Raw genomic sequence first — 24,854 nt, forward strand, 5'->3', positions numbered from 1 at the left:
TCACATTGCCGATAGCAACGACATCAATCCCTTTTCAAAACCAAAGATATACATCCTCATTGCGCCAATCATGAGTGGAAACGAGACAAAAACCACAATGAAGCCGATTATTATTTTTATTGGGTATGCAATAACAAATATATTAATTTCCTTCGCACACTCGCCATCAACGCCATTGCAACGACCGACAACATCAAGACAACAAAGGCGGGATGGAATTTTAATCCCTATTACGAAAAGCGTTCTAAAGAGACTGAGTATTTTTGTTAGTATTGCCGTTGTATAATCAAAGCTGCAATGGGTACAGCATGGAAGCTTTGCGCAATTGCATTTATAAAATAGTGGTGGCCATCAATTGCCAGCAATAGCAATATGGCTATCAAATTGTAAAATACGGAAACGGTTGGCTTTCATCTCCGCTCAGGGATGAAGGGTCGGCGATAACCGCCATATCCAGTCCCATTTGGTTACTTAACAAATACCCGGCCATACTAAACGCAGCAAACAGTATTGACGCTGCAAATCCAACAATAGCGCCAATAGCAATCTCTTTTACAACAATTAAACCAAAGGGGATAAGCTCTGAAGGCAATTCATGCAGATTTTTATCCAGATTGGGATAAAGAATAAATGCCAGTATCAGGGCAATAGCAATACGCAGGAGCATTGGTATATGGGTATTGCTAAAGACCGGGGCGAAAAGGAGTATCCCGCCTACACGAAAAAACACCAGCATTAAAAAGGGCAGGTCGTTAATGAAATCGAACAAAATTTCCATAAGCACCTAACCTGGCCTAGCCAGAACCAAACAAGCGCGAAAATAGTCCTCAGTCCTCAATCTGCAATTTGCCGATTGCCGACTGCGGAAGGGGTCATTAAATATTTTGCCAAAAAATGTAAAGAATTACTGATAAGGACTACTTACTGTATTTTGCCAGTCACCCAACAGGTTTACCGTGTATGACGTCATAATCCGCAGCATCCACGGCAAACAAAATAAGAACATCCCCAAAACGGCAAACACTTTCGGCAGAAACGTCAGTGTTTGTTCATGAATACTCGAAACAGCCTGGAATATACCGATAGCTAGTCCAACTATCATTGCAACCCCAAGCAGGGGCGCCATCATAAGAAAGGTAGTTTGCAAAAAACTTTTCCAATAGTGGTATTACTTCCGGATCATATCATATCCTTCAATATATAATTCCTAAGCCGGCATAGCCAGAACCAAACAAGCACGAGATAAAAAATACGAAGCACAAAATAATAAACAAATTCAAAAACACAAAATCCCAATGAAAAAAACCGTAACACTTTAGCATTTTAGCATGGGTGCATTCCCGATTATTTGAAGCGTTCATGGAGTCGGGGCAAAACAACCCTGACAGGTTTGAAACCCTGTCAGGGTTAACACTACTGCAACTTTCATTAAAACATGGCGGAAATCACAAAAAATCGGGAATACACCCCTTTAGCATTTTGAAAAACGTATTCCCTATAAGCTCCGTAGGAGCAACCTGTTGTAGCAAGATAAGATGCCATAACAGATATTAGCTCCGTCAGGAGCGACCTGTTTCCCTGTCAATTCTATACAGGCCGCTCCTACGTAGCTATTTACCCTGTGAATTTTATTGTGCTACAAACAGATCGCCACAACGGGGTTACATTGTTTTTAATGTCCCCCTAAATTTTCAAAGAACTAACGTGTTACAAAAAACCGGGTTTTGAATATTTGCCAGTTTGGACATGAACGCATTTACACCAAATTCATGACAAATGCTTCGCCCCTACGCTATACTTGTGATCAAAGACTGGATGATTAATTGCCAGCCACAACCAGAACAAAGAGAATTAATTTAAATGGCATTGAAATCATAACCGGCGGCAGCATAAACATACCATGGACGTTAATACGCAGGCGACCACCAGATCGATTACAAGAAAAGGCAGAAACAAAAGAAACCCCATCTGAAAAAAGTCTTCAGTTCACTGGTGACAAATGCAGGAATTAATATATGCATAGGAATGTCACTCGCTGAAAAGGGTTTCTCTACTTTTGCAATGTTTGAAAACAATGCAATATCTTTTTTCCGCGTCTGTTTCAGCATGAATTTACGAACAGGCTCAATCCCCTTTTCAAAGCCTCATCCTGCGTAATTTCCTCTTTAATATACGGTTGTAATGCGTCTGAATTGATTGCGGTCCAAACGGGAGTCATAACAAAAAACGTTAAAAAGAGAGCTATGCCGATAAGAATTTGATTCGGAGGAAGTGTATGAAACGACAAAGCCTTTCTCACAAAAGACAAGACAATAATAATCCTGGTAAATGAAGTCATCGCCAGCAAAAGGCCGGGCAATAAAGTAAGCCCCTGTTAAAAAAAAGACTATCTTTAACACTCTGCCATTTCCTTTGGGTTTTTTACACTATCCAGGCTCATCGTTAGTTTCAGCGGAGAATCTGTCTCGCGGCAGCTCTGCAGTCCCTAAAAAACCCAGCAACGCCATTATTCCGCCAAAAATTAAAAAACCCGTCCATTTTTCAAAGTGTTTTCCCCGGAACAGCAATTCTATTTTCCATGCCAGTGAGAGTCCAGTGAGAGTTAAATTAGGTTGGGTTTTAAAAGACAAAGACCCAACGGCATTCATTTTTACCCACCCCTCAACCCCTCCCAAGAGGGGACTTATCAAATTCCCCTCTGGGAGGGGCAGGGTGGGCCTGTTCATTGGTTAACTAAAAATATTTAAATTCCTATACTTAAGTTATTTTAAAAAACTTCGTATATTCACTGCCTCTGTCCTCTGTATCAATTGAATCAACAATCTCTTTTTCCGTAATTTCTGTAAGAGTTTGCATTTTTTCATTTGAAGCGCCTACAAGCAATAATTTCCCCGGTACTTAATGAAATAAATATGCCTCTTTGCGCCCAGTGAAGTGTTTCTATGATTGAAATATAGCGCTTTTTTTTATGAATACCTGTTTTAATCCCAAGTTTCTTGCGTAAAAAACATCATGACGACAATGATAATAATTACAATGCCTAATGATTTTATTACTTTTGTAACTTTGTGAAAATTAATCGGGGAGGTAACCCAATGCCTTCATCTTTTACGGCAACCTCTTCTTGTCCTTCTCCGGAATCAACGGCATCCCCGGCAGCGTAAGTGGTATTGCCTAAGAAAAACAATAAAAAAATACAATGAGTAAATGTCTGTTCATTAAATATTTTGACAAAAATTAAAAGAAATTACTGATAAGGTACTATTACGTCACAAACATTCGCAAACAATATGCCTTAAGCCTATTTACCAATGTATCGCATTATTAACGGTGGTAAAAGAATGGATAAGTGCATGCCTTAATAAGATAGCAACTTACGCTTTAAAAAAATAATCCATTTTACATAAATAATTCTATGTCATAAATATACATCACCATTACACCGGCGATTAAATCGTAGTTTTTTTCTACGTAAAGTAGTGTTTTTATACACATTTAAATGCATAAGCCGGCATAGCCAGAACCAAACAGACATGAAACGAAAAATACGAAATTCGAAACAATTCAAAAATACAAAATCCCAATGAAAAAAACCGTATTAGTTTAGTTTTTTGAAAATACAGGGTGGATTAAAAACGAAGTGTAGGGTGGATTGGAAAGATGGACGATAGACGAGGGAAGACAACGAAAAGAGCGAGTATAAACGTTGTGGTTCAGGCTTCGTCGTGATCTCAGCCGAACGGTTACAAACCTGAACCAACGGAGGAGGTTGAATTAAAGTCAATTTGTTTAGTCATTGGTCAATTGCAGGAACACGGTGTCCGCGTCACTACAAATTCTTTAACTGTGTAATCTGTGAAATCTGGTGGTCCCGCCTTTCGTATTTCATGGTTGTTTTATTTTTATAAATTGCAAAAGAATTTTCGTTATGATGCTGTAGTCATGTGCTAGCCAAGATTTCTCACTCTATCCTGTGGGCCACATATGCTGTAATTTTTAAACAAAACGTTCTTCCACTACTACCACCTCTCCTCTTGCCAATAATTTTCACGGACTAATAATTCAACCGGAGTGCAGCACTTTTTCAAGTTCAACAATTGAACCCTGAGACAAAGCAAGAATATCCTTAATAAGCATATTCGCGCGTCCCAATTCTACGGATACAGGGACAGTCACATCTAAAATTAAATCTAATATCGGCATGCTTCGCCGCCTTTTGACTATCCATTTCTTCCGGAATTAATTGGCTAAATTCTACAGATTCTATGGTGGGCTGTGCATCATCTTCTGCTCTGTACTCATATTCACCTCTTTAAATAAAAACCAATACCACTATAACGAAACGGATGTTTTTTATCGCGAGTTTTTTGCCAGAAACCCCTGGCGTTCCAAAAAACTTCGGCACTTCATCTATTTCCAAACTTAAATGGTCCGTAATCTTATTATCAAGACTTATCACATCCCCTACTCTGAGATTGATAAGTTCGTTAAATGATAACTGTGTTGTACCCAATATTGTGTTCACTAATAAAGGGACTTGATTGAGCGTTTGCTTTATTATGACAATCTCTTCTTCCCGATTAAGGGTTGCCTCCGTTATTTTTCCCATAACTGCTTCTAAAGTTGCAACAGGAAGACAAAAAACAAGCGTACCGGTGCCCAATTCACCACTAATCGCAAAATTTATGGCAATCATACTTCCGTGTTATGCGCCACTTGTAACGACCGCAAGTCCATGTCTGTTTTTGCAATTTGCCACTCTATCTCTGCAACATCATTCCAGCAAAGACACATCGAATGGAGTACATTTGACAACACTTGTGAAACCACAGATTCTCGATAATAGTAAGAGGTCTTATTTTCTGCTGTATTTTCCCGGGTCCGCCTAATCCACGATCTATCATAGCAAGGCAAAACCCCGCATCCAGGGTTAAACAACCCTTTCCCTGTACGCGTAGGTCAACAACACTTGCACATAACAAGATCCGTAAAAGAATTGAGAAATAATTCATAACAAATTCCTCTATCGCGATAAGTTCAACACCAACGGTGGTCCTTACATATGAGAAAAAGTCAAACCCATGTTAACCGCCATGTTCTCACTAATTTTTTGCAGTTGTCGTTTTTGCTCCCGCGGAAACCTGTCTGGTCTTCTGAAATCGTAATGCTGAACCTTTTTTACCACTTTTGTTCAATTGAGTACCTGTCCGCTCTCTATCGCATTGAGCAGGGCATCAACTTCTTCATTGGATAAAATAGCATCTGACATAGCGTATTACCTGAATAAATGGTTACAATAATTTTCTGTAATTATGCTTTATTGAACAACAAAATCTTCAAAATAGACCTGTAAAACAGCTTTTTCCATATTCAATATCACATCAACGGAATCTTTTATTTCACGCTTAATGTATTCCCGACCCTCTACAGAATCAATATCATCTATGGTCTTTGAGGAAAGAATGGAAATAAGCCTGTCTTTTACCTGTATTGTTCTGGTTTCTAACTTACCTCTTGCCTCTTCATTGCGTACTTCCAAAATTACCTTTGCCTTGAGATACCTTCTTAAATTAGACCCGCTAAGATTCACAACAATTGTATCTATTGTCACAATAATAGGGCCTTGCGGCAAAGGTTCCTTGGGATCTTTATCTGACTTCAATGGGATTTCATCGCTATATTTCGTTATTTCCCCTATGCGGCCTTGCAATTCTTCGGTTATCACGTTGACCGGTATTTCAGCTCCTGTTGATATATTCGCGCCGAAATACATGCCTGCCATAAAAAACATATTAGTTGCAAATACAATAACTTTACCACGTATTCCCCCGATATTCATATGCACCTTCTTTTTTTGAAATGCGTCTTTTTTTCTCATAAACCCCCGCTTCAATAAATATTAAAATGTTTTATCACTTTATTAAAATAAATGCAGAAAAAAACCACCGTCACTATTGGTTTCCACTGCTCCGTACACCATCTTCAAGCAATTTCAGCTTTTCGCTAAGCTTTACCGCAAGAAACGGAGTAACAGATTCCAATATTTTTGCAGATGTTTTTTTATCCATCATTGTTAGCAGTTTTACCGCGGTCTCTTCGTCCATTTCCTTTAAAATCATGGCAGCCTTTTGAGGTTTCATTCCCCCGTAAACCTCGGCCAGCTTCTTGATATTCTTTAATTCGAGATCATCAAATTGAATAGTCTCCTTCTTTAATTCCTGCATTCTTGCGGTTATCAACTCAAACGCCTTATTCAACTCTTCCCTGAGTGTTTCAATTTCATATCTCTCTTTTTTAAGGTCGGCGCGTAGTGATTCAAGCATTTTTTCCCTAAGATCCAGGAGTTCCTTCTTCTTCTTGTATTCGTGTTTTTCTTCTGTTATTTCATTTATCATCTTTGAGACTTCGCTTGATGACAAGGGTTTAAACACCTTTGCTGCATTCGATTTATAGACGGAAGGCAGCTTGCTCGCATACAAATTCTTTGCTTCTTTACCTTCTCCACCTACAGTATCCGCCGCTGACGTATCTATATTTTCCGGAGATAATTCCTGCGCTTCCGGTTCCGGTGCAGGAGCTTTCCCTTTCATAAAAAGAAACCAATATGCGGCTCCTCCCAGAACGATCATCCCCACTCCGGCCATCATCAGCATTTTTTTGTTAATCGGGAGCTTCATAGTATAATCTCCATAAATTGATTATTCCAATACATCCTTTTCCCTGATGTGTTTGTGATAAAACCGGGAGGTTGCTATCTCGTCCAGTTTTTTAATTTCAAGGCGTTTCTCCTGATCGTCGAATTCCTTTTTATGCCTTTCCCTTAGTTTTTCCAACAACTTTCTTTTTTTAAAAACATGTAATAATTTTTGCCTTACATGATCTATCTCTTCAGAAATCTTTTTTATTTTTGATTGTTGGACAATAATATCACGATTAAGACTGGCAAAATACGACTCAAACAAAACAAATGTCGACGCATCCGCAAACGTCTGCAACATCTCTGTCATTTCAATCTGCCTTGTTTCAAGCAAAGATTTTAGTAATAACTCCATCTTCTTTTCTTCATGGAGTTTTTTTTGCGCAGTTTTTAACTCTTTGGAAATCTCTTCTTCTTTAAATTTTTCAATATCAAGTAATTTTTGGAATTTAAAACGAAATTTCATAGCGCAACAAAGCCGAAACCAAAAAGATGTTAACTGCAAAGAGCGCAGTTATGTAGGGTGGATTAAGGCGTTGGTTTTTACGCCGAATCCACCAATAATACCGTGACCTCATGTAAACAATGCCGACAATTTCGAAATGGATTCGTTAAAATTACCATTTGTGGTCATATCCTGTTTAAGATACTCGTTTATAGCGTCTATGACTGATAGGGCATAATCAATTTTCTTGTTGCCCCCCTTTGCGTACGCCCCTATATTTATCATGTCTTCGGCTTCTTTATACGTTGCATATACTGCCTTTAACATCTGCGCAGCCTTCCTGTGTTCCCCGGTAATGATGTCATCCATACACCGGCTGACGCTTTCCATGATATCAATGGCGGGATAGTGGTTTTGGGACGCCATTGCCCTTGACAACACCACATGTCCGTCAAGAATACCCCTTACGGCGTCAGCAATGGGTTCATTAATATCATCACCATCCACCAATACAGTATATAAACCAGTGATGCTGCCCTTCGTGCCCGTGCCGCTTCTCTCCAGAAGCTTTGGCAATAACGCGAACACTGAAGGTGTATATCCCTTTGAGGTCGGGGGTTCTCCTATTGCAAGCCCAATTTCCCTTTGTGCATTGGCAAATCTTGTAACGGAATCCATCATGAGTAATACCCGCATGCCACGATCTCTGAAATATTCCGCAATACTGGAAGCGATATAGGCGCCCTTTACCCTTAATAAAGCCGGTTTGTCAGAAGTAACCGATACAATTACCGATTTTTTCATGCCTTCTTCTCCGAGATTCTTTTCAACAAACTCCCGGACTTCTCTTCCGCGTTCACCAATAAGCGCAATAACATTAACCTCCGCTCCGGAATTCCTGGCAATCATGCCCATTAATGTGCTTTTCCCTACGCCGCTCCCTGCAAAAATTCCCAATCTCTGTCCCTGCCCGAAGGTAAGCATGCCGTCTATTGCCCGTACACCTGTCTCCAATACCTCCTTTATCCTGCTTCTGGTCAAAGGATCCGGGGGAGAATTATAAATGGAAACCCTTTCTTCCACGTTTAACGGCCCTTTTCCATCCATAGGCTCTCCCAGTCCTCCTAAGATTCTTCCCATTAGCCCCATTCCAACGCCCACCGTTAATGGCGAGCCTGAAGCGGTTACTCTGTTTCCCGGGCCTATTCTCTCAAGTTCCCCTATGGGCATAAGGAGTATCCTTTTTTCTTTAAATCCTACCACCTCCGCCGGTATTGGAGTTTCTCCATTATTGGAATGTATGTAACATAGTTCTCCTACAGGAACAGAAGGCCCGTTTGATTCTATTACCAAACCTGCGATATGGGCCACCCTTCCGGTGCGTTGAACCAACACCGATTCCGATACCCTTTTTTTGTGCAAAGCAAAATCAATGCATGGCGTGGCCATCACTCTTTTTCCCCTACAGATTTTTTAATTTCTTCCCACCGTGTTTCAAGCAAGCTTTCAACATCGCCAAAATCTGTTTCCACAACACAACCGCCGGCTGATATCATTTTATCCTCTATGATTTTAATGTTAAAATCCTTTATTCCTGCGTCTTCGGCCGTAAACCGTTTATAATCCTCCGGGGAAATACGCAAGGAAACGATCTTATTATTCCCAACATAAGAAAGAGCCTCTGCTACAACGTGTTTTACAATGCTGGCGCCATTTTCGTTAATTTCATAACCAACAACTTTATTCGCAACAGCCAATACGAAATGTATGATCTCCGATTCGGAGTCCTTCCAGATTATTTCTCTTTTCTCCGTTAATTGTTTCACCGCATCCTCAAGCAGTGTGATCAATGCTGCATATTTTCTTTTTGTTTTTTCTATCTCTGATTGAAACTCCTTTTCCGCAGAGAGTTTCCCCTCTTTGAAGGCTTCTTCTCTCACCAGTCTGATTTCTTGTTCTTTTAACGCCCTTAATTCATTTTCCTTTGCTAATTCAAGTTCTTTCAGTTTTTCTTCTTCTTTTATATTTATTAACTCTTCTTCTGTTTTAAGCGTGTTTATTTGCTTTTTATGAGAATGAGGTATTACAGTCTCTATAACTTTCACTCCCTTTATAACAGGTAAGGAATAAACGCGCTTCCCGGTTTTCATACTAATTTATCGTCCTTGCCGGAAGACCCCCCCTTCTTTTGAACAACATTTTCGCCCTTTGCTTCCAACCGCTTTACCGCCTCTACAATTTGCAATTGTGCGCTCTGCACTTCGGACAACAATCTCGGCCCCAACAGCTCTCTTTCTTCCCTCACCGTCTCGCCAATACGTTTAGACATGTTTTTGAAAAACTTTGTCTCAACCTCCGCATTCGCCGTTTTTAATGCAAGCGCAATAACATTTATATCCACCTCTGTAAGTATTTTTCTAAACGCTTCATCAAGAACATAAATCATATCATCAAAAGTAAACATCAACTTCTTTATTTCTTCAGCAAGCTCCGGATTTCTACGGCTTATTTGTTCAATCACATCCTTATCCACTCCGCCCTCCAGCCCACCAATAATCTCCGAGGCAAATTTATGCCTTTTCTTCGCAGGCGTCTTCCGTCTTCTTCCTTCCGTTTTTATCTTTGCCATAACTACCTCGTTTACCTTGGTAATTAAACTTATCGGAGGAAGTTCGAGCGTTGCGATCCTCATGATAATATCAGATTGTGCTTCCAGGGGAAATCTGGACAACAGCCTGGAGGCGCGTTCCGGTTCCGTATATGATAGTATAAGTGCAATCGTTTGCGGGTGTTCTCCTATCAGCAACCGCATGTATTCATCGTCAGAAACATCCTTTAAATTGGAAAAAGGCGTGGGGAGCATCACCCCTTGCTCCACATTCGCTATGATATCATCGCTTTTGTCTGTCCCAATCGCTTTTTCAAGTATCTTTCTAAAAGCATTTTTATCATGCTCCACCAGGCCGCCGCAGAGTTTCATTTCTTGCCGGAGTTCATCCAAAACGGCGTCCACGATCTCATTATCCACATTTTCCATGCGGGTAATTTCGGCGGATACCGCCACAATCTGATTCTCATCAAAGGTCTTAAGTATTTCCGAAGCGACGTCTGGATCAAGTATAGACAAGGCAATTGCTGCCTTTTGTATGCCTGACAAGTTTAATTTCGTTTTCATATCGGTATAATATCCTGTTCTTTACATTATTACGATGAGATATATTCTCCTTCTATCCACCTCTTTAATGCTGTCGAGGTAAGATCGGTATCCTTCTGCATATGTCCGAGTATTAATTTCCGTTTTTTCTCTCTTTTCATTCCTTCCATTATTTCTTCAGGATTTTCCGACTCTTCCATCGCCAGCATTTCTTCTACTGCCGCTTCCAATTCCTCCTTTGTGTATTGGATGCCTTGCCGCTCTTTGCTTATGCGTAATTCTTCAAACAGTTTATTCCTGCCGGCAGTATCGTCATGCTGCATTTTGGCAAATCCTTGCTTACCAGACTTTCCCTTAGCCGAAAAGTGTTCCATTTCAACCGTAGGTGCTGCCTTCTTTTTAATCTTCTTCATGCTTCGCAGCATAAACATCAGAAACATCAGCACTGTTATGCCGAGCGAACCGTTTTTGGCCAGTTTTAACATAAATTCTTTTTGTTGCTCCTTCTTTAAAATTGCTTCTTCCTCTGCATAATCAGCTTCATAAAACTGTACATTTTGTATCTCAAAACTATCATTGCGGGAAACCATATTTACCCCCAACGCCTGTTTTACAAGAGAAGCAATTCCCTTCATTTCCTCATTATTTCTGGAAACATATGTTTGTTGTATTTTTCCATCTTCGGACTCAATTTTTTCATACTTGCCATCAACAAGAACAGCAACGGACAATCTTTTCAAATTCGCTCCGTGATCTGAAACCATACGTTCTACCTTGCTTAATTCATATTGCGTTTGCGCAGTTTCTTCCTCTTCGGAAGAACCGGAGGATTGAAGCATACTTGATTGCGATAAGTTAAGATTTGCCTGCATTCCGGGAACACCTCCCCCCGAAAACGGAGTACCGCCGGATACCTTGGTAGTTACCGTTTGAACCTTAGGCACCCTGCGTTCAGGATCAAACTCAATTTGTTTTTCATCTACATGACGAAAATCCAGGTCAGCGCTTACCCTGACAACAGATTTTCCCGCTCCAACAATCCTGTCCAACATATCCTGAGCCTTCGCCACGTAATATTCTTCTATTTTTTTCTTTATTTCCAATTGATCATTACTTGCGCCTGTCTGTGAGAAAGGAGATTCTTTCTCCGAAAGCAGGTTGCCCCGAGTATCGGTTACCGTAACATTTTCAGGGATTAATCCCTCGACGCTGGAGCTTACCAAATGTACGATACTTGCAACTCGTTCCGGTTTTAACTTACCGCCGGTTTTTAGTTTCAACACAACGGATGCCGTTGGGGGTTTTTCATCTTCAACAAATAAAGATTTCTCAGGTATGGCAAGGTGTACCTGCGCCCAATCTACAAAATCCAGATGTTTAATTGTTTTCGCAAGTTCGCCCTGGATTGCCCTGCGATAATTTATCTTCTGGATAAAATCAGAAGAGCCAAAGCCTACCTTGTCCAGTAACTCATACCCGGTTTGTTCATGGGGCAAACCTTCACTGGCAAACTTGAGCCTCATCTCATAAATCTTATCATTGGGAACGAGAATCGTAGTCCCATTCCCACTTATTCTGTATGGAATATTCGCTTCCCTCAGATGATTTATAATCTCCCCGCTTTCTTTCGGGCTTAATTCTCCGTACAATAATCCAAAGTCTGGTTTCCTGGCCCATTGCATTACCCCAACTATGCCAATCAGAAATGACAGGGTTAACGATATCATAATAAATTTATGCGAAAAACTAATTTCCTTCCAAACATTCTTTAACTGCCCTGTAAAACTATTCATGTCTAAATTCATAGTAAATGCTCCTTTGATGGTTATGAGTATTTTATTGGTACGTTCGGATACAAAGCAATTACAATACCAACAGATAGCAATGGACACGCCAACAACAAAAATGTCCTATCATATTGATAAATAATACATTACAAGAACAGGTAAAATATTGTTTTCAAAACGAATTCGGGCGAATGAAGGTGGAAGTCGATAATTACACTCTACTGTAAATTGAGTGTATATTATTTTAACAGAAAGACGGGAGGGTATAGGAGCATTCCAGATTTTTTGTAACCGTTTGTGTGATTGGGGGCAAAATAACGTTGCCAGGGGTTAAGACTACTCTACGTTTCATTAAAACATGGGAGATGTCACAAAAAACCGGGAATGCACCTGTATCAACCCCACAAGGGCATGAAAGCAGCAAGGGATGTGGTAAACCTGTCCCCCGCTGGCGGGGGATTAAGGGGGTGGAATTGTCTGCGGAGCGTGGGAAAGAGGGTCAAATTTGTTTTTATAATAAAGGGGTAGTTGAATCGGTGGAGAAATCCAGTCCACCCCCTGCACCCCCGCCAGCGGGGGACATAGTTTGAACAGGAGCATTCCCGATTTTTGGTTAACTAATTGTACATTGTAACACAAGCATCCAGCTTGTGGTATTTTACCCTCAAGCTGGAAGCTTGAGTTACTATTCTTCCCCTCCCCCCTGCTAATGGCATTTTTACAAAAAATCGGGAATGCTCCCGTTGAGTTGAGGAAGGTATTCTTTTGTCTTATTATTTAAACTGTTTACCAATGTCGAAACAGTCATATGTTGTAACACTAAATTAAAATAGTGATGTTTACCGCATAGTGTATGGACGAAGCATTTTGCTATAAATTGTCATAAATGCGTTCATACCCAAACACGGGCAAATGCTTCGCCCCTACTTTTTTCAAAAAACCAAAGTGTTACCAAATGTTTGACGAGGAGTAATTATTCAGCGTAAACGATACACGGCTTGTTACCAAACAGATACTTCACTATGTTCAGTACAAGGTTTGGGAACGAGTTGCGCTCTGATCTCCGGTAGTTTAATAAATTACGCTGAATAGTTACAACGAGGGAGGAAAAAGAATTATTATTTAAATGAAGAAGGTGCAAATTGATTTTTTGCGGGATGGTACATGCGGAACGGGTGGCCTTGGAGTGTGAAAAACGGCTATTTTTGTTCTTTCATTACTTCTGTATACGTTTTTACTAACTTATTACGGGCCTCCATCATATACTTAAAACTCACCTCCGCTTTTGACATGGCAACCATAACCTCATGTATATTTTCAACTTTGCCCGATGACAAATGCTCTATGCTATCATTGGTTTTTGTTTGCAACTCATTAATCTCATTAAAAAAACTGCCGAATGCATCCTGAAATGAAGTCCCTTTATCTGTTTGTTTCTTAGAATCAAAGTCATTCTTATGATTCTGAATTATTTGATCTTTTCCGAGGGGTGATATCGCCATAAAAGGAACTCTACATTGTATTGTATAGTTTAAAGGCAAGTCTATATATTTTTTGAATACGCAACAAACTGATAGACTAAGTATTGGGGATTTATTCTAACAACGTTGCTGGCGGTGTCAACAAAAAACCCCGCAATTAAGGTGATGCCATACCTGTCTTTTTAGAAATATTATTGGTGGATTCGGCGTAAAAACCAACGCCTTAATCCACCCTACTCATAATTTAAACGCAAAGGCAAAAAAAGATTTTTTACCGGATAATACTGTAGTAAGATATCCGGAGCAAAAATAATCTATGGTAATTGGTCATCAGTCTTTCGTCTTTCGTCTTTCGTCTTTCGTCACTCGTCATTGGTCAATTGTAAGCTTGTGAATAATTTTTTAATCTGTGAAATCTGTGGTTCCTCTTTTGTATTACCGTATTTCGTGCATGTTCGGTTCTGGCTTGTCCAGGTTAGGATAGTATTGATATGAAAGTGTTACTGTTCACCCTGTGCCAGGCGGCAAATATTGATATTAAAAATAATTTAAACATCCTCGGTGCCTTCGATATGATTACGACGACAAGGGTACCCATTGTATATTCCAGCACCCTTGTATTGAAATTGCGGTTTGGTAAAAGAGACGCGGGGAAGAAGACATTCAGAATATCTTTCATTGATGCAGACGGGAAAAAACTATTGCCCACACTAGAAAATGCGTTTTTCGTAACAATTCCAGACGGGAGTTCATTTTGCTTCATGAACTTTATTCACCCAATTCATAAATTACCGTTGAACCATTTTGGCAATTATTCCATAGATTTTTCTATAGACGGGGCACTTGTCTGGTCGTTTGAGTTGATAGTAGCCGAAGCAAGAAAAAATGTCACATAGCGCTGCAAAGGGGTTTTTACCAGGTGATGCTATAGTTTATTACGTGTCTGAAACCGGTTATCCAAATGAGAATCCCATTTTTTTTAGAATATGGATCCTTTTATCTCTCCATCGAACAAGATCATTTAAACCAATTTGTGGTGTTTTTTTCTCGATTTGTATGAGCTCCGGCAATCCTGATATCATTTTGGCGTCAATTTCCGGTCTTCCGCCGTCTATAGACTCTCTAAGGTTGACAAATGCATTTTGTGGCGGAATGTTATACGCTTTTATGAAATGAGAGACACTTTGCAAAACGCCCCGAAGGATATATGTTCCGCGTCCGGTAACCGTAACGTTCTCACGTTCAACGAGCCTTTTTGCAAGGCTTTCATCATAAAAAAACCTTGGCGATAATTCGTCCTGCCGTACAATTTTCAAGTTATTCTGCCCAAACATTTTTCTTGCATGTTCGACAAGAGACCTTTCCTGCTCTTTTATAGAAGAGAACACTAGCCCGTCTAAGACAACAAATCCATATACTCCTTCGTTTTTCGACACAGTCGTTATGCTGTTCAACAGTCTGGCATGGTATGTCATTTTACCGGAAGAAGATAAGAGAAAACTCATATATGGACTTACCAATAAATATATTTCTTTTATGTTTCTGCTTTCCTCTAACATATTTCTTCAAGATTCCTTGCTAGTCTGCTATCCCTATCTATAACATTATACCCGTCATATTGGGCAGTGAAATTCCGTTTCTTATTCCAATGCCTGTTTGATGTATTTAATATATAATCACAAAACAAAACCAAGTCAAGGACTATGATTTAATTGTGAAGTACGAAATCCGAAACAAATTCCAATGGCAAAATGATTTGAAACCTAAATCCTGCAAACGATTTTCGCAATGCGAAAATCAGTATTTTCCACTACCAAGATTGGCAAAAAGCGATAACAGATATCCGTTTTTTAGCAATTGTGGTAGCGCTATTGTACTACTTTAAACAAAAAGACATGGGAAATTGTCGGAAACGTGCTCTCTGATGCAATGAAAATCAAGATAGGGATGTACTGTCTCCATCTGCGGTATACTTACCACTCTCAAAAGACTAAAAAAACGAAATACAACGTCGGTTTTCTACTGAAAAACTACATCCAGTGACATGCGTTCCCACTTTTCCCATTCCTCCTGATGGAGAAATTTCTCCGGCAATTTTAATGTCATCTGCCGGCTTCTCTCCACCAGTTTCCCTGCCACACGGATTAACCACAGTCTCATCGTCTTTACTTCCCACTTTTGTATCACTCCACCACTGAGCAATCCCATCCACTTCAAAAGATTATACGCTAACACCGCACACTGAAATAGCGCAGCATTGGCCAAAAATTCACCCGTACGTATGTGCCCCGCATTCATCTGTCCTTTACTCTCTTCTATCAAAGTCTCGCAGGTAGCCCTCTTTCCATAACAACGATGCGCTTCCATCGGACTTAACCGCTCCGTTGTAACGTAACAAAAATACTCATACACGGACACTTCTACTAATTTCTTTTCTCTTTTGACCAATTGCCGCACTGCCACAAAACGTCTCGCACGATCCCACCCTGCACATCGATACCAAAATTCAGCCTGTTCCCATCCTGGCTCCCCTTTCACCTCATTCCATTTCTGCCCTTCAAGCAATCCTTCCAGATTCTTCAGCTTTACCTTAATCAGATATCCCGCCAATATTGACTCAAGGTATTCAAGTAATTCTCCGGTAAAAAAACCGCTGTCTCCCCGAAATACCACCCTTACCCCCTTATTCATGTACGCCATACATTCCTTCATGAACTCTACTACTCCGTTACTCGTGTAGGCGCTTCCACAGCGGAACCAACTATGTAATACCTCCTTTGTTTCTGCAATAAATGCCATTAAGGGATGATACGCCTTCTGCCCCTTCTTGTGCGGATTATATCCTACCTCTGCACCCTCCTGTTTCCCATATACACCATCTACGGTAGAATCAACATCTATCCATACTTCGCAAAGAGCACTCCTGAGTTTATGGCCTGATCTCACCGCACGCTTCCATATCTTTCCCCTAAACCGGTGGATCACCCCCGTCAGTTCCACTATATCTCCCTGACTCGCCAGCTTCATAATACGTCCTATCGTAGTATCTACAGGTACCTCTTTCCACCCGGACATCTTCTTCAATACCTCATCTGTACACACCTTCATCACCTCTACCATCGATGTCGCCCCTGCTATCAACCCTATCACTACCATTTGTACCGCATCGACAAACTGATACCGGGCATTTGCTCCACGATCCTTATGGACCGCTTCATGGACTCTCTCCCGGAACATCAGCTTACCCATAAAATTCAATACCGGTAAAAGCCCTGCATGTACCGTTAAGCCTTTCCCGCTCATCTCTGCCTTGATTTTCGGTTGTCTTTTGCTGTATTTTTTTGCTATATTCTTCATCGAAATGGTGAATCTCCTTTCAGGTGTTTTTTGTTATCAATATACCGCCGAATACCTTGGAAATCCTACCATTTCAATCCTATTCCTGCAACAAGGCTTTGCCTTGTTTGCAGGATTTAGGTGAAATTCCAAACAAGCACATCTTTTTTCATGCCTCGTATTGTTTTGCCTGCCTGTGCGCGATTGCACTCAGACAGGGCTGTTTTGGAGTCGTTTTGAATTTTATGCTTTGTTATTAGAATTTGTTTCGGATTTCGTACTTAGAATTTCGTATTTTTTACTTCGTGCTTGTTTGTTTCCAGCTACGCCAGCGTGGGTATTTATGCATGCATTTTTACTGTATACATTGCATTTGACAAGCATATTTGCTTTCCAAAAACCTACGGTTTAACAGAGTTTAAAACATTGACAAATTAACGTTTTAACGGTAATATGCGTTTCTCCAACGAATTCCATCTTACCTTCAATTTATACCATTAAATACACATTTTTTATCATGATGCAATTTGGGAATGTTTGCATAGTCGGTCCCGGTCTTATTGGCGGCTCTATCGGTTTGGCTTTAAGAAAGAGGAATCTGGCAGAGACCGTCATTGGAATCGGACATCAGGCTTCTTCCTTAGAAAGCGCCCTGAAAATAGGCGCCATAGATGTGGGACATTTAAACGCCGATAATGCAGTCAAAAATGCGGATATTGTTATACTTGCCACTTCGGTGGGTAAAATTATTGAGTTTGCAAAACAGGTCATCCCCTTTATGAAAAGCAATTCTGTCCTGACAGACGTAGGAAGCACCAAAAGCTATATCGTCAGGCAGATAACCAAAGACATGAGAGATGATATTTCTTTTGTAGGAGCACATCCGATTTCCGGTTCAGAGAAAAGAGGCATTGACCATGCTTCCCCGGATCTTTTTGAGGGATGCATATGTTTTATAACTCCATTCAACAGCAATAAAAAGGCGGTGGAAACTATTTCTCACTTGTGGAGTTTTCTGGGAGCAAAGGTGGAAAACATCTCTCCTGAAAGGCATGATGAATTGCTTGCATATGTCAGCCATCTCCCTCACCTTGCCGCATCATGTCTTGTAAATGCTATAGCGGAAGATGACTTAGCCTATGGTGCAAACGGCTTAAAGGATACCACAAGGGTAGCCTCCGGCGACCCGGAGTCATGGAGGGATATTTTTGGCCAAAACCGTGAAAATATGATAAAGTCAATTGACCGGTTTGTGGCAGAACTCACCGCATTTAAAAATGACCTGCTTTCCGGAAATAAAGATATGATACTGAAACGGTTGAAGAAGGCTAAGATATCCCGCGATAGCATTTTCCATAATAATTCCAGGACGCACGCTAAAGAATAAGCAGGTGGTTTTTATGCATTCAAGAATAGAAGTTTTTTTAAAGGATGAATATGCAGACCCGCTTGGGAAAAATGTTATATCAGAAATAGAAACCTTTGGTTTAGCGAAAGTAAAAAGCGTCAGAGTCCGGCAGGTCTATATCTTTTTCGGAAAACTGACTGAGAATGAATTAGACACTATTGCCAAAAAGCTTTTGGCAGATTCAGTCACGCAACATTACCTATGCACATCAGATTCTTCTCGTCAAACCCCTCACGAACACTTCCATATTATAGAAGTAAGCCGTAAACCCGGCGTTATGGACCCTGTTGAACAATCGGTTATAAAAGCGCTTCGGGATATTAATATTTCAGTTGACGGCGTTAAAACCGCCCATAAATATATGATTGACGCTTCTGTACCTGCAGAGGCGATACCTGTGATTGCAGCAAAGGTTTTGGCAAATACCAATATAGAAGACGTATTTATCTATCCTGAAATACCCAAATACCGGCAAACGGTTTTTAGCGCACCTTTTAAAAAGAAAACCATATCACTTATAAATGCACAAGACGTCCAATTGGAAAAAATAAGCGCAGAAGGCCAATTGTCGCTAAACATCCATGAGATGCGTGCAATTCAACAACATTATACCACTCTGAGGCGTGAACCAACGGACATTGAATTAGAAACCATTGCGCAAACATGGTCTGAACATTGTGTGCATAAGACCATGAAAGGACGTATCAATTTTAACGGAAAAATAATCGACAACTTACTGAAAAATACTGTGATGAAGGCTACGGAGGAATTGAATGCCCCTTGGTGCGTTTCCGTGTTTAAAGACAATGCGGGTATTATTGAATTTGACGAGGAATACAATGTCTGCTTTAAGGTGGAGACCCACAATCACCCTTCTGCAATAGAACCGTACGGAGGCGCCAATACCGGCATTGGCGGGGTAATTCGGGACATTATGGGCACGGGCCTGGGGGCAAAACCGATCCTGAATACCGATGTGTTTTGCTTTGGGATGCCAGATACGCCGCCTGAGAAGATTCCTAAAGGCGCTTTGCATCCAAAGAAGGTTTTTAAAGGTGTTGTTGCAGGGGTAAGAGACTATGGCAATCGCATGGGGATACCCACGGTGAACGGCGCCATTTATTTTGATGAACGGTATATCGGGAACCCCATTGTTTTCTGCGGTACGGCAGGCATTATCCCAAAGAATATGTGCCAGAAAGAATCCCGGCCTGATGATCTTATCGTTGTTGTGGGCGGGCGAACCGGGCGTGATGGCATTCATGGCGCAACGTTTTCTTCGGCAGAGTTGAATGAGCAGTCAGAACACATGTCAGGCGGCGCTGTCCAGATTGGCAATGCAATAACGGAGAAGATGACACTTGATACGCTGTTGCAGGCGCGCGACAGGGGATTGTACAACTGTATTACCGATTGCGGTGCGGGTGGATTATCTTCCGCTGTGGGCGAAATGGGACAGTATACAGGGGCTTGTGTTTATCTGGAGAAGGTTCCGCTGAAATATGAAGGGCTTTCCTACGCTGAAATATGGATTTCCGAGTCGCAGGAGCGCATGGTTCTTTCCGTTCCAAAAGAAAAGGAAATGGAGATTATTACCTTATTTAATGCAGAAAATGTTGAAGCGACAGTTATTGGGCACTTCACCGGCGACAACATGCTTCGGTTGTATTATCAGTCGGAAATGGTCGGCGAGCTGGAAATGGATTTCCTCCACAATGGCTTGCCACGATTAGAACGGGAAGCAATATGGAACGCGCCCGGTTTTGAAGAACCATCCCTCCCCGAAAAAGAAAATTATGGAACTGATTTAAAGAAACTACTTTCTGAATGGAATATTTGCAGCAAGGAATGGGTAATCCGGCAGTATGACCATGAAGTGCAGGGTGGAAGCGTTCTGAAACCGCTTCAGGGTGTGCAGAATGACGGGCCTGGTGATGCAAGTATTATTAAGCCGGTACTGTGGCGAAACAAGGGCATTATTGTATCAAATGGCATGAACCCCCGCTATGGCGATATTGACCCCTATCATATGGCCGCATCTGCCATTGACGAGGCATTACGCCAGATTATCTCCGTTGGCGGAAATTTAAAGCGCGTTGCCTTGCTGGATAATTTTTGCTGGGGCAACACAAATAAACCCGACCGCCTTGGAAGCCTTGTCATGGCTGCACAGGCTTGTTACGATATTGCCGTGGCTTACGGGACGCCGTTTATTTCCGGAAAGGATAGTTTGAATAATGAATTTATTACAGAGACGGAAACAATTGTTATACCGCCTACGCTTCTCATATCTGCGATTTCCGTTTTGGATGATGTAAGGAATGCCGTATCCATGAATGCAAAGGAACCGGGAAATTTAATATATCTCGTCGGCGTGACCCGTAATGAATTAGGCGGTTCGCATTATTACTATATTCATGGGCATAAAGGGAAAAATGTGCCGGTGGTGAATGCTTTTTCAGGAAAAAAAACCATGAATACCCTGTCGATAGCAACAGCCCATGGCATTGTGCGGTCGTGCCATGATTGCTCGGAAGGCGGATTGGCCGTTGCAGCGGCAGAGATGGCATTTGCCGGAGGCTGTGGGATGGAACTTAATCTTTCTCAGGCAGTTGTCGAGGGCGAAATAACAAGAAATGACACGATCCTTTTCTCTGAAACCAACACGCGATTCCTTGTTGAGGTTAAGCCGGAACATAAAATAGAATTTGAGGCAGTGATGAAAGACGTACCCCACGGTTTATTGGGCAAAGTAAGACAGGAACCCTGTCTGAAAATTATCGGTTTAAACAATATCACTATCATAGAAGAAGACATTTATGCCTTGAAAGAAGCATGGCAGTCTCCGCTTCGATGGTAATGCGTATGGATGGGTAAGAAAAACCTGTTTTTGACCTGTCTGACTGGAGCAAACATTCACCACTAAGCTGGCTTAGCCAGAACTAAACAAGCACGAGATAAAAAATGCGAAACAAATTCCAAAATACAAAATCCAATGAAAAAAACCGGGTCTTGAATATTTGAAAATTAAAATTTAGAATTTGTTTCGGATTTCACCATCAAATATTTTGCCAAAAAGCACGCACTGACGAATGGAAGTGTGCGAAGAAATTACTGATACTCCTCTTCATTTGTTATTGATTCAAGGTATTTTCCATGAAAACTCCAAAAATCTTAGTCCTTCGGGCTGCCGGAACAAATTGCGACAACGAAACGAAGTACGCCTTTGAAAAAGCTGGAGCAAAGGCAGAGGTAATTCATATTAACGTCCTGCTGAGCAATAAAAAAATACTGGAGAACTATCAATTATTAGCTTTACCTGGAGGGTTTACTTACGGGGATGATGTGGCTGCAGGTAAAATTCTGGCAAACCAGATAAAATACAATCTGGAAGATGAAATAAAAAATTTTATTGATGCAAAAAAACTCATTCTGGGCATATGCAATGGTTTTCAGGTGCTGGTGAGAGCGGGTTTGCTGCCTTCGTTTGAAAGATTTCATCAGGAAGCAACGTTAACCCACAACGATTCCAATAAATTTGAAGATCGTTGGGTGTATTTAAAAATTTGTGCTGACACATCATATTTTATACGCCGGGAGCATGCTCCAATTCTTTATTTGCCGGTAGCACACGGCGAAGGCAAATTCCTCGCAAAGGACAAAGATGTTTTGGATAAAATAGTGAAAAACCGCCAGATAGTCTTTCAATATGTTGATGAGAATGGGGAAGATGCGGGCTATCCTATGAACCCCAATGGGTCGGTTCTGAATATAGCAGGCATTTGTGACCAGACGGGGCAAATTTTAGGCATGATGCCGCACCCCGAAAGAAATGTTGACCCAACACAACATCCATGCTGGACACGTCAGGGACTGAAAGATTCGGGGGATGGCTTTTTGATTTTTAAAAATGCGGTTCAATATATAAAGGAATTTTTTTAAACTTTTACAATAAGTAAGAGCGAAGCATTTGCTCGTTTGGGTATGAAAGCATTTATAACAATATACAGCATACAGCAAATGCTTTGCCCCTACATTAACAATAGTAAGAAAGCATTACCGGAATAGTATATTTTTTATTGCAAGGAGAAGTAATTATGTCGGATGAAGTAAATTCATTATCATTTAATTTAGACAAATGTCATGCCATTCTTTCCCGTGCCGCGTCAAACGATTTAATTCCGATATTACAGGAGATGCAGGAGGAGTACGGATATTTGCCCCTGACGGCAATGGAAGAAGTGTCGGTGCGGACGGACATACCGTTGAGCAGGATATACGGAGTCGTGACTTTTTATTCGCAATTTTCGCTGGTTCCCCGAGGAAAACATACCGTCAGGCTGTGCGCCGGCACTGCCTGCCACATAAAGGGCGCCCCGGACATCGGGGAGAAAATAGCAGACGTCCTGCAGGTAAAAGAAGGCGAAACAACACCTGACTATAAATTTACCCATAAAACGGTAGCATGTTTAGGCACGTGTTTTTTGGCGCCTGTAATGATGATAGACGACCGCTATTATGGGAAATTGACTGAAGAAAAAACCGAGGAAATTCTCAAGAGTTATTAGGGAATTTTAGATTTTAAATGTTAAATTTTAAATTAATTCAGAATTCAACATTTCGGAAGCGAGTTGTGCTTCGGTAGTTAAATAGATTACACTAAATAGTTACAATATTAAATTAATTTTAATTCAGAATTCAGAATTTAAAATTCAACATTTCTATTAGGAATGGAGGAGAAGTGTTAATGGAAAAATTGAATAGCATTGATGCCCTGAAAAGGTATAGAAAATCTTTGGAAGCGGAAAAAAGCAGCGGGGAGAAAATACGTATTTTAATTTGTACGACAGGTTGCCGGGCGTTGGGGGCCTGGGAAGTGTACAAAACCTTTCAGGCGGAAATTGAGATGCAGTCCCTTAAAGACAGGGTGGAAGTGGTGGATACCGGCTGTCAGGGATTGTGCACAAGGGCGCCTGTAGTAACGGTAGAGCCAATGGGGGTATTTTACGGCAGGGTCACGGAGAGTGACGTGCATGAGATAGTTTCCAGGACAGTCCTTAAGGAGGAAATCATTGAAAGGCTTTGCTGCACGGAAGATGGAAAACGGGTACCCTACCGGAAAGACATATCCTTTTACAAAAAGCAGAAAAAGATTGTATTAAGGAACTGCGGGGTAATCGACCCGAAAAAGATAAGTGAATACATTTTGAGGAATGGGTATGCCGCCCTTGAGAAAGTACTTTCCGGCATGTCCCCTGACAAAGTAATTGAAGAGGTGAAGGCATCCGGTCTGCGGGGACGTGGCGGGGCCGGATTTCCGACGGGGAAGAAGTGGGAGTCTGCAAAAAATGCCGTGGGTGACGAGAAATATGTTATCTGTAACGGAGACGAAGGGGATCCTGGTGCATTTATGGACCGTGCGGTGCTTGAGGGAGACCCTCATTCTGTAATTGAAGGGATGTTGATTTGCGGTTATGCTATAGGTTCCGGGAAGGGGATAATCTATGTGCGGGAAGAATATCCTATTGCCGTGGAACATGTGAAGATAGCCATAGGCGATGCCCGGTCACTTGGATTGTTGGGGGAGAATATATTAGGGAGCGGATTCCATTTCGATATAGAAGTAAAAATGGGTGCAGGTGCATTTGTATGCGGCGAGGAGACGGCATTGATTGCTTCTATTGAAGGTGAACGCGGGATGCCGCGTCCGCGTCCTCCTTTTCCTGCGGTAAGCGGATTGTGGGGAAAGCCAACGAATATAAACAACGTGGAAACACTGGCAAATATTCCGGTAATAATCCTTGAGGGTGCGAAGTATTTCAGCGCAATAGGAACGGAGTCGAGCAAGGGGACGAAGATATTTGCACTGGCGGGCAGTGTAAACAATACGGGACTGGTAGAAGTGCCGATGGGAACAACGCTTCGTGAGCTGGTGTTTGAAATAGGCGGAGGCATACCCCGTCGCCGGCAATTCAAGGCGGCGCAGATGGGAGGTCCTTCGGGCGGATGTGTGCCTGAGCAATACCTTGATACGCCGATTGATTATGAATCGGTAAAAGAGGTTGGGGCGATAATGGGGTCCGGGGGACTTATTATCATGGATGAAACCACCTCTATGGTAGAGATAGCGAGGTATTTCATGGAATTCTGCCAGAATGAATCATGCGGGAAGTGTACTCCGTGCAGGGTAGGTACTAAGCGGATGCTGGAGATACTGACGAGGATAGCAAACGGGGAAGGGGAAAGAGAAGATATTGGCCTTCTGGAAGAACTGGCGGAAGCAACCAGGACGTCTTCGCTGTGCGGACTGGGACAAACATCTGCGAATCCCGTTGTTTCTACGCTGCAGTACTTTAAAAATGAGTATGAAGAGAATATCGCCAAAAAAGCATCAGCATAAAATGTGAGATGAAATCTGAAACACGAAATACTAAATACAAATCCACCCTCTGTACCCCCCCGCTAGCGGAGGACATTCTCCCCCTTTGGAGGGGATAAGGGGAGAGGGTTGAGGAAGTCATATAACAACGTGGAGCATTTTGTTAT

The 24,854-nt window shown here is 41.4% G+C and carries 25 protein-coding genes and 1 pseudogene; 7 read left to right on the top strand and 19 right to left on the bottom strand.

The window, feature by feature from the left end:
• From KSMBR1_RS23080 to fliF, 16 genes and pseudogenes are all read right to left on the bottom strand, one after another.
• A complete protein-coding gene (locus KSMBR1_RS23080) occupies positions 1 to 273 on the bottom strand; it encodes a flagellar biosynthetic protein FliR (protein WP_157820813.1) in 273 nt (90 codons plus the stop codon).
• On the bottom strand, positions 267 to 383 hold the full coding sequence (locus KSMBR1_RS23085; protein ID WP_099323970.1) for a flagellar biosynthetic protein FliR: 117 nt from the start codon (positions 381 to 383) through the stop codon (positions 267 to 269). Before KSMBR1_RS23085 ends, KSMBR1_RS23080 begins: the two co-directional genes overlap by 7 nt.
• On the bottom strand, positions 380 to 778 hold the full coding sequence (locus KSMBR1_RS02840) for a flagellar biosynthetic protein FliR (protein ID WP_099323971.1): 399 nt from the start codon (positions 776 to 778) through the stop codon (positions 380 to 382). Before KSMBR1_RS02840 ends, KSMBR1_RS23085 begins: the two co-directional genes overlap by 4 nt.
• Before the next feature lie 126 nt (positions 779 to 904).
• Complete coding sequence (locus KSMBR1_RS02845) at positions 905 to 1,147, bottom strand: flagellar biosynthetic protein FliQ (protein WP_230408035.1); 243 nt, start codon at positions 1,145 to 1,147, stop codon at positions 905 to 907.
• 672 nt (positions 1,148 to 1,819) lie between these two features.
• Positions 1,820 to 2,338: pseudogene (gene fliP / locus KSMBR1_RS23090) on the bottom strand (flagellar type III secretion system pore protein FliP).
• Between the two features lie 88 nt (positions 2,339 to 2,426).
• Complete coding sequence (locus KSMBR1_RS02855; RefSeq protein WP_157820345.1) at positions 2,427 to 2,690, bottom strand: hypothetical protein; 264 nt, start codon at positions 2,688 to 2,690, stop codon at positions 2,427 to 2,429.
• Positions 2,691 to 4,062: 1,372 nt separating this feature from the next.
• A complete protein-coding gene (locus KSMBR1_RS02860) occupies positions 4,063 to 4,203 on the bottom strand; it encodes a FliM/FliN family flagellar motor switch protein (RefSeq protein ID WP_099323974.1) in 141 nt (46 codons plus the stop codon).
• A gap of 109 nt (positions 4,204 to 4,312) precedes the next feature.
• The gene (locus KSMBR1_RS02865) at positions 4,313 to 4,696 is read right to left on the bottom strand and encodes a FliM/FliN family flagellar motor switch protein (protein WP_099323975.1); all 384 of its coding nucleotides are present in this window, start codon (positions 4,694 to 4,696) and stop codon (positions 4,313 to 4,315) included.
• Between the two features lie 64 nt (positions 4,697 to 4,760).
• On the bottom strand, positions 4,761 to 5,012 hold the full coding sequence (locus tag KSMBR1_RS02870) for a hypothetical protein (RefSeq protein WP_099323976.1): 252 nt from the start codon (positions 5,010 to 5,012) through the stop codon (positions 4,761 to 4,763).
• A gap of 305 nt (positions 5,013 to 5,317) precedes the next feature.
• Positions 5,318 to 5,878, bottom strand: coding sequence for a flagellar basal body-associated FliL family protein (locus KSMBR1_RS02875; RefSeq protein ID WP_099323977.1), 561 nt, complete (start codon positions 5,876 to 5,878; stop codon positions 5,318 to 5,320).
• Positions 5,879 to 5,951: 73 nt separating this feature from the next.
• The gene (locus tag KSMBR1_RS02880; RefSeq protein WP_099323978.1) at positions 5,952 to 6,677 is read right to left on the bottom strand and encodes a MotE family protein; all 726 of its coding nucleotides are present in this window, start codon (positions 6,675 to 6,677) and stop codon (positions 5,952 to 5,954) included.
• A 21-nt stretch (positions 6,678 to 6,698) separates the two neighbouring features.
• Positions 6,699 to 7,163 (bottom strand): flagellar export protein FliJ, encoded by a 465-nt coding sequence (gene fliJ, locus KSMBR1_RS02885; RefSeq protein ID WP_099323979.1) that lies wholly within the window; start codon positions 7,161 to 7,163, stop codon positions 6,699 to 6,701.
• 108 nt (positions 7,164 to 7,271) lie between these two features.
• Complete coding sequence (fliI, locus tag KSMBR1_RS02890) at positions 7,272 to 8,591, bottom strand: flagellar protein export ATPase FliI (RefSeq protein WP_099323980.1); 1,320 nt, start codon at positions 8,589 to 8,591, stop codon at positions 7,272 to 7,274.
• On the bottom strand, positions 8,591 to 9,292 hold the full coding sequence (locus KSMBR1_RS02895; protein ID WP_099323981.1) for a FliH/SctL family protein: 702 nt from the start codon (positions 9,290 to 9,292) through the stop codon (positions 8,591 to 8,593). The genes fliI and KSMBR1_RS02895 overlap by 1 nt, the downstream gene beginning before the upstream one ends.
• The gene (fliG, locus tag KSMBR1_RS02900; RefSeq protein ID WP_099323982.1) at positions 9,289 to 10,317 is read right to left on the bottom strand and encodes a flagellar motor switch protein FliG; all 1,029 of its coding nucleotides are present in this window, start codon (positions 10,315 to 10,317) and stop codon (positions 9,289 to 9,291) included. Before fliG ends, KSMBR1_RS02895 begins: the two co-directional genes overlap by 4 nt.
• 29 nt (positions 10,318 to 10,346) lie before the next feature.
• Entirely contained in the window at positions 10,347 to 12,101 is a 1,755-nt protein-coding gene (fliF, locus tag KSMBR1_RS02905; protein ID WP_099323983.1) for a flagellar basal-body MS-ring/collar protein FliF, read from the bottom strand.
• 347 nt (positions 12,102 to 12,448) lie between these two features.
• Between fliF and KSMBR1_RS02910 the strand changes: the two genes are divergently transcribed.
• Positions 12,449 to 12,673, top strand: a complete 225-nt coding sequence (locus KSMBR1_RS02910; protein ID WP_157820346.1) for a hypothetical protein — start codon at positions 12,449 to 12,451, stop codon at positions 12,671 to 12,673.
• 609 nt (positions 12,674 to 13,282) lie between these two features.
• Here KSMBR1_RS02910 and fliE read toward each other — a convergent pair.
• A complete protein-coding gene (gene fliE / locus KSMBR1_RS02915; protein ID WP_099323985.1) occupies positions 13,283 to 13,585 on the bottom strand; it encodes a flagellar hook-basal body complex protein FliE in 303 nt (100 codons plus the stop codon).
• 470 nt (positions 13,586 to 14,055) lie between these two features.
• Here fliE and KSMBR1_RS02920 point away from each other — a divergent pair, with 470 nt between their 5' ends.
• Positions 14,056 to 14,460 carry a DUF6941 family protein gene (locus KSMBR1_RS02920; protein WP_099323986.1) on the top strand — a complete coding sequence of 135 codons (405 nt, stop codon included), beginning with the start codon at positions 14,056 to 14,058 and terminating at the stop codon, positions 14,458 to 14,460.
• Positions 14,461 to 14,517: 57 nt separating this feature from the next.
• Here KSMBR1_RS02920 and KSMBR1_RS02925 read toward each other — a convergent pair whose 3' ends face one another.
• Together KSMBR1_RS02925 and KSMBR1_RS02930 are read right to left on the bottom strand one after the other, a co-directional pair.
• A complete protein-coding gene (locus KSMBR1_RS02925; protein WP_099323987.1) occupies positions 14,518 to 15,123 on the bottom strand; it encodes a hypothetical protein in 606 nt (201 codons plus the stop codon).
• Positions 15,124 to 15,583: 460 nt separating this feature from the next.
• Positions 15,584 to 16,921: an IS1380-like element ISCku8 family transposase gene (locus KSMBR1_RS02930; protein WP_099323988.1), complete on the bottom strand. Its 1,338-nt coding sequence runs from the start codon at positions 16,919 to 16,921 to the stop codon at positions 15,584 to 15,586.
• Positions 16,922 to 17,417: 496 nt separating this feature from the next.
• Here KSMBR1_RS02930 and KSMBR1_RS02935 point away from each other — a divergent pair, with 496 nt between their 5' ends.
• The 5 genes from KSMBR1_RS02935 to KSMBR1_RS02955 all read left to right on the top strand — a co-directional run bounded on the left by KSMBR1_RS02935 (position 17,418) and on the right by KSMBR1_RS02955 (position 24,708).
• Positions 17,418 to 18,287: a prephenate dehydrogenase gene (locus KSMBR1_RS02935; protein WP_099323989.1), complete on the top strand. Its 870-nt coding sequence runs from the start codon at positions 17,418 to 17,420 to the stop codon at positions 18,285 to 18,287.
• A 13-nt stretch (positions 18,288 to 18,300) separates the two neighbouring features.
• Positions 18,301 to 21,168 (top strand): phosphoribosylformylglycinamidine synthase subunit PurL, encoded by a 2,868-nt coding sequence (gene purL, locus KSMBR1_RS02940; protein ID WP_099323990.1) that lies wholly within the window; start codon positions 18,301 to 18,303, stop codon positions 21,166 to 21,168.
• A gap of 296 nt (positions 21,169 to 21,464) precedes the next feature.
• Positions 21,465 to 22,250: a phosphoribosylformylglycinamidine synthase I gene (purQ, locus tag KSMBR1_RS02945; protein WP_099323991.1), complete on the top strand. Its 786-nt coding sequence runs from the start codon at positions 21,465 to 21,467 to the stop codon at positions 22,248 to 22,250.
• Between the two features lie 155 nt (positions 22,251 to 22,405).
• A complete protein-coding gene (locus KSMBR1_RS02950) occupies positions 22,406 to 22,876 on the top strand; it encodes an NADH-quinone oxidoreductase subunit NuoE family protein (protein ID WP_230408036.1) in 471 nt (156 codons plus the stop codon).
• A gap of 179 nt (positions 22,877 to 23,055) precedes the next feature.
• Positions 23,056 to 24,708 carry a NuoF family protein gene (locus tag KSMBR1_RS02955; protein WP_099323993.1) on the top strand — a complete coding sequence of 551 codons (1,653 nt, stop codon included), beginning with the start codon at positions 23,056 to 23,058 and terminating at the stop codon, positions 24,706 to 24,708.
• The last annotated feature ends 146 nt before the right edge of the window (positions 24,709 to 24,854 follow it).

It is taken from the genome of Candidatus Kuenenia stuttgartiensis, from assembly GCF_900232105.1.
GTDB lineage: Bacteria > Planctomycetota > Brocadiia > Brocadiales > Brocadiaceae > Kuenenia > Kuenenia stuttgartiensis_A.